We start from the raw sequence: 16,644 nt of genomic DNA, 5'->3' as shown, positions 1-16,644 counted from the left end.
GGAGAACAACAATGTCTGCAATTACTGATATTTATGCACGCGAAGTGTTGGATTCACGTGGAAATCCTACTGTTGAAGTTGAGGTTTATACTGAATTAGGTGGATTCGGTCGTGGAATCGTCCCATCTGGTGCTTCAACTGGTGAACACGAAGCTGTTGAATTGCGTGACGGTGATAAGAACCGTTTCGGTGGTAAGGGAACTTTGAAGGCCGTTGACAACGTCAACACTAAGCTTGCTGAAAAGCTTGTTGGCTTGGAAGTTACTGATCAAGTTGCCTTGGACCAAACAATGATCGCATTGGATGGTACTGAAAACAAGGGTAAGTTGGGAGCAAACGCTATTTTGGGTGTTTCAATCGCCGCTGCCCGTGCTGCTGCTGATGAATTGGAAACACCATTGTACAACTACTTGGGTGGATTCAATGCTAAGGTTTTGCCAACACCAATGATGAACGTTATCAACGGTGGTGCTCACGCAAGCAACGATGTTGACTTCCAAGAATTCATGATTATGCCTGTTGGTGCTAAGTCAATTGCTGAAGCTGTTCGTATGGGTTCAGAAACTTTCCACGCCTTGCAAGCTTTGTTGAAGGCCGCTGGTCACTCAACTGCTGTTGGTGATGAAGGTGGATTTGCGCCTGACTTCAAGTCAAACGCAGAACCATTCGAATTCTTGTTGAAGGCTATCGAAAAGGCCGGTTACAAGCCTGGTAAGGATATTGCCATCGCCTTTGACGTTGCTTCTTCAGAATTCTACGATGCAGATCGTGGTGTATACGTATTGGCAGGGGAACCTGACAAGAAGGAATACACAACTGACGAATTCATCGATTACTTGGAAGCTTTGATTAACAAGTACCCAATCATCTCTGTTGAAGATCCTTTGGATGAAAACGAATGGGATGCATGGGTTAAGTTGACAAACCGTCTTGGAAACCGTGTTCAAATCGTTGGTGACGACTTCTTCGTTACAAACACACAATACCTACAAAAGGGTATTGAGATGGGTGCCGCTAACTCAATCTTGATCAAGGTTAACCAAATCGGTACTTTGACTGAGACTATGGACGCCATCGAAATGGCTAAGGAAGCTGGATACACTGCCATCGTTTCACACCGTTCAGGTGAAACTGAAGACACAACTATCTCTGACTTAGTTGTTGCAACTAACGCCGGACAAATCAAGACTGGATCATTGTCACGTACTGACCGTATTGCTAAGTACAACCAATTGATGCGCATCGAAGACTTGTTGGGTGAAAACGTTGCACAATTCAAGGGAATCAACAGCTTCTACAACATTGATAAGGCTGCCCGCGAAGCAATTACTAACTACGTTGGTTAATTTCAAATAACAATTAATTAAAGAGTTCAGCATGTTCACATGCTGAACTCTTTTTTTATATCTTTGGGGTGAGTTGAGTTATCGCCTAAGATATGCTATCCTAGGTAAGTATATTTAATCGAAATTAATGAGTATTTAGAAAAATGGAGGCGCCAAGTATGTATAATATTTTGTTGATTGCAATGATTGTTGTTGGCTTTTTATTGATCGTTGCCGTATTGATGCAACCATCAAAGCAACAAGATGCTTTATCAGCACTTTCTGGTGGCGCAGGTGATTTATTTGCAACTCAAAAAGCACGTGGATTCGAAGCTGTGATGCAACGACTTACCGCGATTTTGGGTGCAATTTGGTTTATCTTAGGTTTGGCACTTGTCTACCTATCAGCACATTAGACCATTTATGAAAAGACCTCTCGTGATTTTTTATGCGGGAGGTCTTTCTTCGAATAGAGACAAATTAATACGGAACATAGAAAAGAGAGAGTTTTAATGGCAGAAAATAATTTACAAGACCAATTATATGGTTTTTTAAAGGCCAATCCTTCGCAAGCCTTTCCCGCCCAAACCTTGGTCGACGGATTGCACTTGCCAGGTGATAATGCCTTTACGAAAGTCGTCCAAGCCTTAGCTGCGCTTGAACGCGATGAAAAGATTAAAGTAAATGATGATGGCGCCTTCCAATACAATGCAAAAAAAGAAGGTGTTATTGGTGAATTCCGCGCAAATGAACGTGGATTTGGCTTTATTCGTTACGATGACAATGCTGATGACATTTTTGTAAACCCAGATAACACGATGTTAGCTTTACAAGGCGATCAAGTCCGCGTGAAGTTATTGAACAAGGGTGATGGCAATCGCGGTCCTGAAGGGCAAGTTGTTGAAATTATGCACCGCTCACGTGAACGCATGGTCGGGGAATTCAAGTTAGGGTCTGAATACACTGGTTATATCGGGCAAATTACACTAACTGACAAGAAGTTTGCGACCTATGAGTTCTTAATCAAAGAGGGTGGCATGGCAGCCTCAGATGGTGAAGTTGTTGTCGCAACAATCGATGCTTACCCAACAATTGATGCACCAAAGCAAATGACCGGAACCATCGTTCAAAAGATTGGTTATAAAGATGCCCCTGGTGTCGACATCATGCAAATTGTTTATAATCACGATGTGCCACACGTCTTTCCAGATGATGTGATGGAGCAAGCTGAAGCAATTCCTGATCACGTTTTGGATGAGGAACGTGAAGACCGCGAAGATATCACGGATCAACCACTTGTTACGATTGACTCAATCGAGTCAAAGGACTTGGATGATGCCGTGACCGTTTGGCGCATGGATAATGGAAACTTCCATCTTGGTGTGCATATTGCGGATGTTTCACATTACGTCCCTGAAGGCTCACCTTTGGATAAGGAAGCCTACAAGCGTGGAACTTCAGTTTATTTGACGGATCGTGTCATTCCAATGTTGCCACGTAATATCTCAAACGGGATTGCCTCATTGAATGAAGGGGTTGACCGTTTGGCAATGTCTGCTGAAATGGAATTCACACCGGATGGGACGTTGGTTAACCATCGTCTGCATAAGTCTGTGATGCGCTCACACGCCCGCATGACTTATATTGGTGTGAATGATATTTTGGCTGGTGATGAAGAAGCCCGCGAAAATTATCGTGAATTAGTTCCTATGTTTGAAGACATGCAATTGTTGCATAATGCCTTAGCTGAAAAGCGTAAGCAACGTGGGGCGATTGAGTTCGATGCACCTGAAGCAAAGGTGATTGTTGATCCACAAGGAAAGCCAGTTGATATTGAACTCCGTGAACGTGGTACTTCTGAACGTATGATTGAATCATTTATGTTGGCAGCCAATGAAACGGTTGCGATGCACTATGATTTGGCAAAGGTACCATTCTTGTACCGTATTCACGAAGCGCCTGATAGCGAACGCGTTGAAAAATTCTTCGACTTTGTTAAGGCGCTTGGTTGCCCAGTTAAAGCAGATCCAAACCATGTGAAGCCAGCTGATCTTCAAAATATTCACCAATACTTTGTGGGTAAGCCTGAAGAACAAATGGTTTCAACAATGATGTTGCGTTCAATGCAACAAGCTAAGTACTCAGACCAACCATTGGGGCACTTTGGAATTGGTGCTGACTACTACACGCACTTCACGTCACCAATTCGTCGTTACCCTGATTTGACGGTGCACCGTTTGATTAAGTGGTATGGACAAGCTGGCTTTGGTTCTGATGCTCAAGCTAAGTACCGTGATCAATTACCAGTCATTGCTGAAGATACATCAATTCGTGAACGTCGTGCGGTTGATACCGAACGTGATACTGATGCCATGAAGAAGGCGCAATACATGGAAGACAAGGTCGGACAAGAATTCGATGCTGTCGTCAATGGTGTCTTAAAGTTTGGTATGTTCGTGTCACTTGAAAACACAGTTGAAGGATTGATTCACACGTCAAACTTGACGGATGATTACTATGCGTATGATGAATCACATATGGCATTGATTGGACGTCGTTTCCACCATATTTATCAAATTGGACAACCTGTCCGCGTGAAGTTGATTCGTGTTGATACTGAGCAAAGTGCTTTGGACTTCATTTTGGTTGATCCAGATGCTGCGCCAATCACTGACATTAAGGTTGCTGATGACCGTCGGGGTTCATTTGGTGGTAAGGGTGGCAACCATAAGAAACCAGGTCAACAAGGCCGTGGCCGTCAGGGTGATAAGAATAAGCAGGCTGGTAAGCCTAAGGATCACCGTGCGCCAAAGCCACGTCAAAATGGCTCAGCACAAAAAGGTCAACACAAATAAGCTTGATTAATTGGAGGGACCAACATGCCCAAAAAGAAAAAAGTCGTCAATGATGCCTTAGCAACCAATCGAAAAGCACGCCATGACTATAATATTGGTGAAACGATGGAAGCTGGGTTGGAGTTGACGGGAACCGAAATTAAATCGATTCGAGCAGGGCGGATTACGATTGCGGACGGGTTTGTCCAAATCCGTAACGGCCAAGCTTGGTTGGATAATGTGAATATTAGTCCCTTTGAACAAGGTAACCAATTTAACCATGAACCATTACGTTCACGCCGGCTGTTGTTGCATAAGCAACAAATTCGCCAATTGGAAGCTGAAGTCGCACAAAAAGGGAAAACAATTATTCCATTAAAAGTGTATATTAAACGTGGTTTTGCCAAAGTTTTGATTGGCGTTGCCACAGGTAAACATAATTATGATAAACGCGAGACCTTGAAACGTCGTGACCAAGAACGCGACTTACAACGGGCATTAAAACGTTAAACTAAAAGACCACACTTAACCGTGTGGTCTTTTTTGATGTTAGGAAAGTTAACACAATTTTCCACAAAACTTTTTTTACAGTGTATGCTAATCAGGAAATGTGTAGAACACTTATCTCAGGAGGAAATGTCATGAATAAATGGCTAAAGGGTTTGGTTGCAACCGGTATCATGCTGTTAGGTTTGGTTGCGGTACCACACAGCATCTCTGCTGATGCGAAACCAAACTATACAATTGCAACGGATACGACTTATCCACCATTCGAATTCCAGACGCAAAATGGGACTTATCGTGGAATCGATATGGATATGTTAAAGGCGATCTCAAAAGAAGAGGGCTTTACCTATACGTTAAAGCCAATGAGTTTTAACGCGGGTGTACAAGCGGTCCAAGCGGGACAAGTAGATGGACTCTTAGCCGGTATGTCAATTACCCCTGAACGTAAACAATCATTTGACTTTAGTACACCGTACTATAAGACAGGTGTGGTTGTGGCCGTTGATGGTAAGAACAAGTCAATTAAGTCTTTAGATGATTTAAAAGGTAAGAAGGTTGCGGTTAAAACCGGAACTGCTGGTGCGCAATACGCGCAAAGCATTCAGAAAAAGTATCATTTGAAACTATCATTCTTCAATGATTCCAACACCATGTATAACGATGTGACGGTTGGAAACACAGTTGCGTGTTTTGAAGATCAACCCGTGATGGGTTATGCGATTAAGCAAGGAACAGATTTGAAGGTTATTACGAAGCCGGCTAACACTGGTGGTTACGGCTTTGGTGTGAAGAAGGGTCAAAACGCCAAGCTATTGAAGAGCTTTGATGATGGTTATGCCAAAATCGTGAAGTCTGGTGAATATGACAAAATTGTTAGTCATTATGTTGGTAAGGGTGCTTATAACTATAAGGCCAATGCCGCTAAGAATGAAAAGCCAACGATTTGGAATATTATTAAGGACAATAAAGATGCCTTGCGTGATGGATTGATTAAAACAATTGAATTGACTGTCTTTGGAATTTTACTTGCTGCCGTATGGGGACTCTTCTTGGGTGTCTTGGGTGTCATGCCAAGCAAGATTCTACGTGGGACATCAACGACGATTATCTATCTATTCCGTGGACTACCTATGTTGGTCCTAGCTTTCTTCATCTACATCGGTTTGCCAAACTTGACGGGCCAGAAGATTCCAGCCTTTACTGCCGGACTGATTACCTTAATCCTAAACGAAGGTGCCTACATTGGATCATTCATTAAGGGTGGGTTCTTGTCAGTTGATAAGGGTCAGTTGGAAGCCGCACGTTCATTGGGCTTGCCATATGGAAAAGCAATGCGGAAGGTCGTGATGCCACAAGGAATTCGTCTAACGATTCCAAGTTTCATTAACCAATTCATTATTACGTTGAAGGATACATCAATTCTTTCAGCGATTGGAATTGTCGAATTGACGCAAACTGGAACATTAATTATTGCTCGTAATCTCCAAGGATTCCGTGTTTGGTTGATTATTGGAGCAATGTACTTGATTGTAATCACGCTATTAACTTGGTTATCAAATTGGATTGAAAAGAGGATTAAGTAATGACAGCCATTGTCGACGTAACAGATGTGCATAAGAGCTATGGAAAAAATGAAGTCTTAAAGGGCATTGATTTACAAGTGCAAGAAGGCGAAGTTGTTGTTATGATCGGGCCATCGGGGTCTGGTAAGTCAACTTTCTTACGGACTTTGAATCATCTTGAACCAGCTGACAGTGGTAAAATTGTCATCAATGGTTGGGACATCAGTGATAAGAAAACGAATATCGATAAGACGCGTGAAACAATCGGGATGGTTTTCCAACACTTTAACCTCTTTCCACATCTAACTGTATTGGAAAATATGACATTAGCCCCAGTGCAACTGGGAAAGATGTCACAGGCAGAAGCGGATGAAAAGGGCTTGGCTTTGTTGGATCAAGTTGGACTTCGCGATAAGGCCGATGTAAAGCCAACAACTTTGTCTGGTGGACAAGAACAACGTGTGGCGATTGCTCGTGCATTGGAGATGAACCCAAAGATTATGTTGTTTGACGAACCGACTTCAGCGCTTGACCCAGAAATGGTTGGGGATGTTTTGCAAGTGATGAAGGACTTGGCTAAGGACGGCATGACAATGGTCGTGGTAACTCACGAAATGGGCTTTGCTAAGCAAGTAGCTGACCGGGTTGTTTTCTTTGCCGATGGAAAAATCCAAGAACAAGGAACACCAGAAGAAGTCTTCGAGCATCCACAAAATCCACGTACCCAAGATTTCTTGAACAAGATTTTGAATGCTTAATCATTTTTGAAAAGGTAATGCTACAATATGTAGGATTACCTTTTTTATTTTGGTTAGAAAATGAATGGAGCAAATATGGCAGATTTCTTTGACACAGATTGGGCAGCCCCACTAGTAGAAGCACTACCGAATGCCTATTTTGAAAAATTAAATACGTTCTTAACGGATGCTTATGCATCTGAAACGGTTTATCCGGCGCGTAAAAATGTTTTTGCAGCATTGGAAAATACTCCCTTGGCGCAAACAAAAGTTGTGATTCTAGGACAAGACCCTTATATTAATCCAGGGCAGGCGCAAGGGTTAAGTTTCTCAGTGCCAGCTGATTTTCCCTTGCCCCCCTCATTACGGAATATTTTTCAAGAACTTGCGGACGATTTACAAACCGAGCCACCAGCCAATGGTGATTTACACCCATGGGCCCAGCAAGGTGTGTTGCTCTTGAATGCCGTTTTGACCGTTCCGGCGGGTAAATCGAATGGGCATGCCGGTGAAATATGGGAGCCGTTTACCGACGAAGTCATGCGATTGGTAGCCGCACAGAATCAACCCGTTGTCTTTATTTTGTGGGGGAAGTTTGCGCAGAAAAAAGCACGGCTATTGGACGGACCAAATAATTTGATTTTAAAGGCACCGCATCCCAGTCCGTTATCGGCGTATCGAGGCTTTTTTGGATCAAAACCGTTCAGTCAAACAAACGCTTTTTTACAAACACATGCCGTGGCACCCATTAATTGGACTTTGTGAATAGATTAATTAATGGTAGCGTAAGCGCTATCAAGTATGCGATAATAGAGATATAAATTGTATATCAACAAATTTTTTGGAGGCTGACATAATGGAACTTTTTGAACAATTATCAGAAAAAATCAAAGGTCAAGGAAAGCGCATTGTTTTCCCTGAAGGAACTGATGCACGTGTCCTTGGTGCTGCAGTACGTTTAGCAGAAGAGGCCTTGGTTGAGGTAACGGTCCTTGGAAATAAGTCATCAATTGAAGAAGTTGCTGCCGCCAAGAATTATGATTTACAAACCGTCAAGATTCTCGATCCTGAAGATTGTGATGAAAACTTGATGAATATCATGATTGAAGAATTGGTCAAGCGCCGTAATGGTAAGACTGATGAAGCAACCGCTGAAAAGTGGTTGAAGGATGAAAACTACTTTGGAACAATGTTGGTTTACCTTGATCTTGCTGATGGTATGGTTTCTGGTGCAACTCACCCAACCGGTGATACAGTGCGTCCAGCCTTACAAATTATCAAGACAAAGCCAGGTTCTTCACGTATTTCAGGTGCCTTCGTGATGCAACGTGGTGAAGAACGCTATGTCTTTGCTGACTGTGCGATTAACATCGACTTGGATGCGCAAACGATGGCTGAAGTTGCGGTACAATCTGCTGAAACAGCCCAAGTCTTTGGGATTGATCCAAAGGTAGCAATGCTAAGTTTCTCAACTAAGGGTTCTGCCAAGGCGCCACAAGTTGAAAAGGTTGCTGAAGCAACTGAAATTGCTCACAAGTTAGCACCAGACCTAGCCGTTGATGGTGAACTACAATTTGATGCTGCTTTCGTTGAATCAGTTGCCGCCTCAAAGGCGCCAGATTCAGACGTTGCAGGACATGCCAATGTGTTTGTCTTCCCAGATTTACAATCAGGAAATATTGGTTACAAGATTGCGCAACGTTTGGGTGGTTTTGAAGCAATTGGTCCGGTTTTGCAAGGTCTTGCTAAGCCAATCTCAGACCTTTCACGTGGCTGCAACGAAGAAGATGTTTACAAGGTAGCCATTATTACAGCTGCACAAGCCCTTGATGCTGATAAGTAAACGTTCAAACTAGTGAAGCGAGGAATTGCTTTGCTAGTTTTTTTGTTGATGTCAGTGAAAATGGCGCTCAGTTTAGAAAAAAATGATATACTAAAAATTATGATAGTGAATAGTGAATCTGTCGAAACGACACAAAAATTAGCAAAAACATTAGCACAATTAGTGACGCCGGGAACGACCATCTTACTGCATGGTGATTTGGGCGCTGGTAAAACGACTTTTACGCAGGGGTTTGCCCGTGCGTTAGGGATTAAACGTCCCGTTAAAAGTCCGACGTTTACTTTAGTACGCGAGTATCAAACGCCGGAGTTCATGTTATATCACTTAGATGTTTATCGTTTGGGTGAAGAAGGTGGGGCCGATGATTTGGGATTAGCTGAATATTTTAACCCAGAGAGCGTTAGTTTAGTTGAATGGTCTGAATTTATTCAGCCTGATCTGCCAAGTGACGTTTTAAACGTGACCCTAACGCGGACTGATACGCACGATCAAATTGATCAAAGAAAGATTGAAGTGACTGCAACTGGGAGTCATTCACAACAAATTTTAAACCAGTTGGAGCAAACTTATGGAATTGATGATTAGGCTAGCCGAGCCGGAAGATAGTGCTAATTTATTAGCGTTATTACGCCAATTAGCACAAGAATCAGATACATTTTGTATTACGCAAGATCTTGATACGGTGGATGCCATTACGGAAGCCCAGAATATCACGGCGATTCAGCAAACGACAAATAATTTAATGTTAGTGGTTGCGGATGAGGCCAATCATTTATACGGAATTGCGACAGCCACAGCTTTATTGGATGATCCAAAGGTGGCCGAAGTGGGTGTTGCTGTGCTAAAGGCATATCAAGGCTACGGGTTAGCACAGGGGTTAGTTGCGGAACTGATTGATTGGGGTGTCACGTATAGTACGGTTAACCAATTAGGGTTAGTTGTGCAAAAACGTAATGCGGCAGCCATACATATCTACGAAAAGTTAGGTTTTTCAGTTGCTCCAAATGCGCAACAAGATGAACAAACGACGGCATGGCCAATACAAACCATGCAACTGGATGTGACAGAGGGGGATTAGCATATGAATTTTATTGCAATGGATTTTGAAACAGCCAGTGGGCAACGGCATAGTGCTGTTTCATTAGGAATCGCCGTGATTCGCGATAATCAGTTGGTGGATGAGTTTTATAGCCTGATTAAACCAGATGATGATGTGACGTTTGAACGGCGCAATATTCAAATTCATGGGATTCATCCGGAAGACGTGGCGGATGCACCAACATTTCCTGAGGTTTGGCAACAAATCAAACAATTTTATACACCAGAGCAATTAGTGATTGCGCATAATGCGCCCTTTGATAATGGGGTGTTAAAGGCGAGTTTGACCCATTATGGGATGCAACCAGCGCACTATCTTTCATTAGATACTGTTCGGACGTCGCGTAAACTTTATCCACAGTTACCTAATCATAAGTTAGATACTGTTTCGCAAGCCTTAGATATTGATTTGATGCATCATCACAATGCGTTAGATGATACTGTGGCGGCGGCACAAATTTTAGTACATGAAGCAAATGAATTTGGGGTTGATCAAATTAAGCCCCTTGTTAAAGTGATTTAAGAAAGGCTGTCTTATGCAAGAATTAAACTTAATTCGGGAGTTCCCAGGTTTTGATATTAAGCAAAATCAAGCTTTGTCAACATATACCAACACCCGTGTCGGAGGTCCTGCTGATTGGATTTTTTGGCCCCGTAACTTAAATGAATTACGTGATGTCACACGTTATGCGCAGAATCAAGGCGTCCCAATCACTGTTTTAGGAAATGCATCTAACTTGATTATTACTGACCAAGGGTTACGCGGTTTAGTGGTTTTCTTGACGCGTTTGACTGATATTACGGTTGATGAGACCACCGTTACAGCTGCCGCTGGAGCAGCGATTATTGATACTGCTCAAGTTGCTTGTGAACATGATTTAGCCGGACTAGAATGGGCAGCTGGAATTCCAGGGTCTGTTGGTGGTGCGGTGTATATGAACGCGGGAGCTTATGGTGGCCAGGTTGATGACTGCCTATTAGAGGCCGTGGTTTTGACGCCATCAGGGACTTTGAAGACATATACACGTCAAGAATTAGACTTTGGCTACCGCCATTCAGCCGTGCAAGGAACGGGTGAAATCATTGTCAGTGCCACATTTAAATTGATTCCAGATGCTAAAGCGAATATTGCGGAGCGCATGGAAGACTTTAATGATCGCCGTGCTAGCAAGCAGCCTTTAGAGTATCCATCATGTGGATCAGTCTTTAAGCGTCCTGAAGGATATTTTGCTGGAAAGTTAATCATGGATGCCGGGTTGCAAGGCTTTCAAGTTGGGGGCGCGCAAGTGTCAACTAAGCACGCTGGATTTATTGTGAACAAGGGTCAAGCAACTGGTTCGGATTATGTGGCAGTGATTAAGCACGTGCAAGATGTCGTCCATGAACAATATCAAGTTAACTTAGAACCAGAGGTACGCATTCTAGGCGAATAAGGTAAGGAGAGCTACTGTATGGCAATACTGGAGACAATTATTGGGTTAACCCTTTTAGTGCTGATTGGAAATGTACTTTCACATTTCTTAAAACGTGTTCCAGTCAGTTTGATTCAAATTGCACTGGGCTTGTTCATTGCGGTTTTCTTTGGGGTGAAAATCAACCTAGATAGTCATTGGTTTATGCTGTTATTTGTAGCGCCCTTACTATATTCGGACGCCTGGAATTTCCCAAAACGCGAGCTTTGGAATTTAAGAGGTCCCATTTTTGGAAATGCCATTTTATTGGTGTTCTTAACAACGATTATTGGTGGGTATGGTATTTATTGGTTGATTCCATCGATGCCGCTGTCAGTGGCCTTTGCGATTGCTGCAATTTTATCGCCAACTGATCCAGTCGCAGTCGCATCAATTGGACAAGAAACGAAATTACCACCGGCGTTAATGCACCTAGTTTCCGGCGAAAGTCTGATTAATGATGCGAGTGGGTTGGTGGCCTTTAAGTTCGCCATTGCCGCGACGGTGTCAGGGACATTTTCCTTGTTCCATGCGACATCTGATTTTCTGTATATGACTTTAATTGGCGCGTTGATTGGGATTGCCTTGGGGATGTTGATTACGCGCTTGCAGAATTGGTTAATGCAAGAGCAGGCAACGAATGCGGTCGTTAATGTGGTGACCAATATTTTGACGCCATTTTTGATTTACCAAATTGCTGAAGGGGTACATGCTTCTGGGGTTATTGCCGTAGTGATTGCGGCAATTGTCCAAAATCTGCAAGTTAAAGATAATCGTGCGACGAGCGGTGAGTACTATTTGGTCAACCGAACGACTTGGCAAGTATTTAGCTACCTGATGAATGGATTTATCTTTATTTTGCTCGGAATTGAATTACCGGTAGCCATTAATGTGCATGCGGATAATAATCAAGTTGTGCCAATTTCGATGTTATTCTTGTACGCCTTTCTAACTTGGTTCTTAATTTTTATGATTCGGGTCGTTTGGTCGTATTTGAACCAAATTTGGGAGAAACGGCGCGTTGAAAGTACCGTTTTGTCATGGAAGAATGCCTTTATGGCTGGACTAACTGGAGTTCGTGGTGCGGTGACAATGGCTGGGGTGCTCTCAGTACCTGCTGTATTGGATAGTGGCGCACCATTCCCTGATCGGAGCATGATGCTCTTTATTGCGGCAATGGTGATTGTCATCTCACTCTTGGCGGCGATTATTTTGTTACCGTTGTTGGCAAAACCCGCTAAACCTAAGAAAAAAATAACACCACCGCTAGATGTCGCAAAGCATATGTCAGAGTCGCGTGCGCATACATATGTTTTGCAAACCGCGGTTGGTGAATTAGAACATGAGTTGAAGACGAGTAATGCCAGCATTGTCTACGATGTCTTGAGTAGTTATTACACTAAGATTCGACGGATTCAGATGCATTCGTTGCAAGAGGATAAGTTACAAAAGATTTTGCGGACCGAATTGAAGTTCCGAATGATTGCGCTCAATGCGCAACGTGAAGCACTTACAAAATTGCAGGCAGACCATCAGATTAGCCCACTGGTCTACGATAGTGAAAGTCGCCGATTAGATCGGATTGAGGAGGATTTATCGGAGACTGTACGGGTGCGCTCACAGCGACAAAATAAGTTTAATTTAGAACATCTTTGGCGTAAGGCGATGCGAGCAATCCGAATTTGGGTGAGTCATAATGATTCAGACACACTTCGTGCTGAGTACGCTTTAGCCGCGCAGGCAACTGCACAGGCTGGTTTAGCAGCGATGACAGACTATGCTCAAGTTCATGCCGGTACGATGAATCGTACTGAAACCACAGCCATTAAACATCTCAAGGTCCTTTTCCATTCACGTTTAGCCAATCAGCATCGGAATGTAAAGACCGTCAACAAAAAGAGTGCCACAGCGTTACGGCGTGAGTTGGCGTTGAAAGGGTATACAGCCCAACGTTCAGCTTTGGAACATTTGTATGAAGCTGGGTTTATTGATGACAAAAGTGCCATCGACATTCGACAAAATATTAATTTAGATGAAGCGAGTTATTTAGCACAAGATAGCGAATAGGGGCAAAGAATGACGCAAATTATGAACTTTTTAAGTGAGATAAAGGTCACACAAATTGTTGATGTCTTAATCGTATGGTGGTTAATTTATCGACTTTTTATGATGATTCGTGGGACAAAAGCGATTACCTTGCTACGTGGTGTTGGGGTTGTGGTCGTGGTCAAGGTAGTGAGTTGGTACTTTGATTTAAGTACGATTTCATGGTTGACTGACCAAATTATTAATTGGGGTGTCATCGCGATGGTGGTGATTTTCCAACCTGAAATCCGACGTGGACTCGAACACCTAGGCCGTTCGGCTTTGTTCAAGAATCGTGCCAATGACAATGATGAACGTAATTTAATCACGGCACTTGATGAAGCCATACAATACATGTCAAAGCGACATATTGGGGCTTTAATAACGATTGAGATGGAGACTGGTCTTGAAGAATACATGGAGACCGGAATTAAGATTGATGGTGATCTGTCGAGCCAACTGCTAATTCAAACCTTTATTCCGAATACTCCTTTGCATGATGGAGCTGTCATCATTAAGGATTTACGTTTGGCAGTTGCTGCAGCGTACTTCCCGCTCTCTGACAACCCCATGATTCCAAAAGAGTTAGGAACCCGTCATCGAGCTGCGATGGGGATTTCTGAAGTGACGGATGCCTTAACGATTGTTGTTTCTGAAGAAACAGGTGGCGTCACAATCACGCGAAATGCTGAATTAATGCAAGATTTGTCACGTGAAGATTATATGAAGTATTTGGAACGTCAGTTGCTACCAAATCAAGATGATGAAAAGCAAACATGGCTTTCACACTTCTTGAATGGCTTTAAGCAGGGGGATTAGCGCATGAATTCGAAATTAAGTAAATTTGGCTATCTCATCACAAGTTTGATTTTGGCAATCTTGTTAGCAGCGTATGTTAACGGACAACATGATAGTAGTATCACGCGAAATGTACAGTCAACTGATAAAACGCCCAAGGGACTCAAAGATGGTGCAGTGGGGTTGATTTCTAAGAAACGGGAAACCTTCTCAGTACCTTTGCAATTGAATGGGATTAATACAGATGATTATTATGTTTCTGGTGCGCCGGAAACGGTGAAAATCTCGGTTGCTGGTTCACCAGCGTTAGTTACTTCAGCAAAAAACACTAAAAACTTTCAAGTTTATGCAGATCTGAAACATTTGAATGAGGGGCGCCATACGATTAAGTTAAAGGCTTCGGGCATCAGTAATGATTTAACGTATACGATTGAACCAGCTGATATTTCTGTAGACATTGCAAAAAAGGCCGTTTCAAATTATACTGTTCAAACTAAGTATGATAGCCAGGCGATTGCCAACGGCTATCATGTTGGTAAAGTTACTTCAAGTGTGCATAACGTTGAAGTGATGGGAACTACTGATGTTGTGCAGGCTGTTCAAAGTGTGGTTGCAGTTGTGAAAGTACCACGTGATACCAAGAAGAGTATTCATCAGGATGTAACTTTGCAAGCCTTAGATGAACATGGTAAGCCCGTTAACGTGGCAATTTCACCACAAGTCACAACGGTTGACTTACCAGTAATTGGAGGCGAAGGTAGCCGCCAAGTACCAATTAAATTCAACGTTGAAAACGGGGATGCTAAAGATTATGAGTTTTCGGCAAACGTGAATGAATTGACAATTAATGGTAAAATGAAAGATATCGAAGGAATCAAGTCAATTACGGTGCCAATTGATGTGAAAAATATTCACACTAAGCAATCCTTGACGGTTAAACCAACCGCAATCAAGAACGTTAAAATTGACCCAGAAAAAGTACAGGTGCAAGTGACACCTAAGGAGCAAAATTAATTATGGTAGATTTACATTATTTTGGAACAGATGGGGTACGTGGGATTGCCAATAAGGAACTCACACCAGAACTTGCCTTTCGACTTGGGCGCATGGGCGGTGCTGTCTTAACGCAACACGCACAAGATCGCCAAGCCCGTGTGATTGTCGGACGTGATACACGAATTTCAGGGGAAATGCTTGAGTCAGCCTTGGTTGCTGGATTGCTTTCAGTGGGAATTGAAATTCTACGTCTTGGTGTGATTTCAACACCAGGTGTGTCTTATCTTGTGCAGGCGCAACAAGCAGACGCTGGTGTCCAAATTACGGCTTCACACAACCCAGCTGAAGATAACGGAATCAAGTTTTTCGGTTCAGATGGTTTTAAGCTATCTGATGAAATTGAAGGCGAAATTGAAAAGCTATTGGATGCACCAGTTGATGACTTACCACGTCCTTCAGCTGAGGGGCTTGGATCTGTTTCAAACTTCCCTGAAGGTGCCGGTAAGTACTTGTCATACTTGCAAACAACAATTCCTGACAGCTTGGATGGTATGCACATTGCAATTGATGCTGCCAATGGAGCAACATCTGGACTTGTCACAAGTCTATTTGCTGACATGGGTGCAGAATTTGAGACAATGGCCACTAATCCTGATGGATTGAACATCAACGCTGGTGTTGGTTCAACCCATCCTGAAGCTATTTCAGCGTTTACCCTTGAAAAGGGTGCACAAGTAGGGTTGGCTTTTGATGGAGACGGTGATCGTTTGATTGCAGTTGATGAAAATGGTGAAATTGTTGACGGTGATAAGATTATGTTTATCATTGGAAAGTATCTTGACGAAAACGGTCGTTTGAAGAAGGATACGATTGTGACAACCATTATGTCTAATATTGGGATGTACAAAGCCATGGAAGAAAACGGTATCAAGTCAGTTAAAACTGATGTTGGTGACCGTTACGTGGTTGAAGAAATGGTGAAGTCAGGATACAACCTAGGTGGCGAACAATCTGGTCACGTTGTGTTCTTGGATTGGGCAAACACAGGGGATGGCCTATTGACCGCCTTGCAATTGTTGCATGTCATGAAGGCAACGGGTAAGCCATTGTCAGAATTGGCGGCACAAATGACCACGTACCCACAAGTTTTGATTAATGTCCGGGTTCAAGATAAGAAGGCTGCTTTGCAAAATGAAGAAATTCAAGCAAGTATTGCCGCTGTTGAACAAGACATGAACGGCAATGGACGTGTGCTTGTGCGCCCATCTGGAACCCAAGACTTGTTACGTGTGATGGTTGAAGCACCAACTGATGAAGCGGCCCAACAATACGCAGAACAAATTGTAGCGGTTGTTGAACAAACTGTTGGTGTTGCATAACCCCAATTGATTAAAAATAAAAGCTGAGT

At 42.9% G+C, this 16,644-nt stretch carries 16 protein-coding genes; all 16 read left to right on the top strand.

Annotated features, from left to right (window positions below):
• Window positions 1-11 precede the first annotated feature (11 nt).
• The 16 genes from eno to glmM all read left to right on the top strand — a co-directional run bounded on the left by eno (window position 12) and on the right by glmM (window position 16,615).
• On the top strand, window positions 12-1,346 hold the full coding sequence (eno, locus tag D3P96_RS06955) for a phosphopyruvate hydratase (RefSeq protein ID WP_124943655.1): 1,335 nt from the start codon (window positions 12-14) through the stop codon (window positions 1,344-1,346).
• 158 nt (window positions 1,347-1,504) lie between these two features.
• The gene (gene secG, locus D3P96_RS06950; protein ID WP_057746965.1) at window positions 1,505-1,741 is read left to right on the top strand and encodes a preprotein translocase subunit SecG; all 237 of its coding nucleotides are present in this window, start codon (window positions 1,505-1,507) and stop codon (window positions 1,739-1,741) included.
• Window positions 1,742-1,837: 96 nt separating this feature from the next.
• Window positions 1,838-4,180: a ribonuclease R gene (gene rnr / locus D3P96_RS06945; RefSeq protein WP_124943654.1), complete on the top strand. Its 2,343-nt coding sequence runs from the start codon at window positions 1,838-1,840 to the stop codon at window positions 4,178-4,180.
• 24 nt (window positions 4,181-4,204) lie between these two features.
• A complete protein-coding gene (smpB, locus tag D3P96_RS06940; protein WP_124943653.1) occupies window positions 4,205-4,669 on the top strand; it encodes an SsrA-binding protein SmpB in 465 nt (154 codons plus the stop codon).
• 131 nt (window positions 4,670-4,800) lie between these two features.
• Window positions 4,801-6,249, top strand: a complete 1,449-nt coding sequence (locus D3P96_RS06935; RefSeq protein ID WP_124943652.1) for an ABC transporter substrate-binding protein/permease — start codon at window positions 4,801-4,803, stop codon at window positions 6,247-6,249.
• Window positions 6,249-6,986, top strand: a complete 738-nt coding sequence (locus tag D3P96_RS06930) for an amino acid ABC transporter ATP-binding protein (protein ID WP_124943651.1) — start codon at window positions 6,249-6,251, stop codon at window positions 6,984-6,986. Before D3P96_RS06935 ends, D3P96_RS06930 begins: the two co-directional genes overlap by 1 nt.
• Window positions 6,987-7,061: 75 nt before the next feature.
• The gene (locus tag D3P96_RS06925; protein ID WP_124943650.1) at window positions 7,062-7,730 is read left to right on the top strand and encodes a uracil-DNA glycosylase; all 669 of its coding nucleotides are present in this window, start codon (window positions 7,062-7,064) and stop codon (window positions 7,728-7,730) included.
• A gap of 91 nt (window positions 7,731-7,821) precedes the next feature.
• The gene (pta, locus tag D3P96_RS06920) at window positions 7,822-8,808 is read left to right on the top strand and encodes a phosphate acetyltransferase (RefSeq protein ID WP_124943649.1); all 987 of its coding nucleotides are present in this window, start codon (window positions 7,822-7,824) and stop codon (window positions 8,806-8,808) included.
• 99 nt (window positions 8,809-8,907) lie between these two features.
• Window positions 8,908-9,393 carry a tRNA (adenosine(37)-N6)-threonylcarbamoyltransferase complex ATPase subunit type 1 TsaE gene (gene tsaE / locus D3P96_RS06915; RefSeq protein ID WP_124943648.1) on the top strand — a complete coding sequence of 162 codons (486 nt, stop codon included), beginning with the start codon at window positions 8,908-8,910 and terminating at the stop codon, window positions 9,391-9,393.
• A complete protein-coding gene (locus D3P96_RS06910) occupies window positions 9,377-9,886 on the top strand; it encodes a GNAT family N-acetyltransferase (protein WP_124943647.1) in 510 nt (169 codons plus the stop codon). Before tsaE ends, D3P96_RS06910 begins: the two co-directional genes overlap by 17 nt.
• 3 nt (window positions 9,887-9,889) lie before the next feature.
• Window positions 9,890-10,429, top strand: coding sequence for a 3'-5' exonuclease (locus tag D3P96_RS06905; protein WP_124943646.1), 540 nt, complete (start codon window positions 9,890-9,892; stop codon window positions 10,427-10,429).
• 13 nt (window positions 10,430-10,442) lie between these two features.
• Window positions 10,443-11,339, top strand: a complete 897-nt coding sequence (gene murB / locus D3P96_RS06900) for a UDP-N-acetylmuramate dehydrogenase (RefSeq protein WP_124943645.1) — start codon at window positions 10,443-10,445, stop codon at window positions 11,337-11,339.
• A gap of 18 nt (window positions 11,340-11,357) precedes the next feature.
• A complete protein-coding gene (locus D3P96_RS06895; protein ID WP_124943644.1) occupies window positions 11,358-13,424 on the top strand; it encodes a Na+/H+ antiporter in 2,067 nt (688 codons plus the stop codon).
• Window positions 13,425-13,433: 9 nt separating this feature from the next.
• The gene (cdaA, locus tag D3P96_RS06890; protein ID WP_185696118.1) at window positions 13,434-14,261 is read left to right on the top strand and encodes a diadenylate cyclase CdaA; all 828 of its coding nucleotides are present in this window, start codon (window positions 13,434-13,436) and stop codon (window positions 14,259-14,261) included.
• Between the two features lie 3 nt (window positions 14,262-14,264).
• Window positions 14,265-15,254 carry a CdaR family protein gene (locus D3P96_RS06885; protein ID WP_124943643.1) on the top strand — a complete coding sequence of 330 codons (990 nt, stop codon included), beginning with the start codon at window positions 14,265-14,267 and terminating at the stop codon, window positions 15,252-15,254.
• Between the two features lie 2 nt (window positions 15,255-15,256).
• Entirely contained in the window at window positions 15,257-16,615 is a 1,359-nt protein-coding gene (gene glmM / locus D3P96_RS06880; protein ID WP_124943642.1) for a phosphoglucosamine mutase, read from the top strand.
• The last annotated feature ends 29 nt before the right edge of the window (window positions 16,616-16,644 follow it).

The sequence above is a fragment of the Weissella viridescens genome (genome assembly GCF_003862435.1).
Lineage (GTDB): Bacteria > Bacillota > Bacilli > Lactobacillales > Lactobacillaceae > Weissella > Weissella viridescens_A.
The sequence above is the reverse complement of the archived record's forward strand: the minus strand, read 5'-3'. Positions and strand labels throughout refer to the sequence as shown.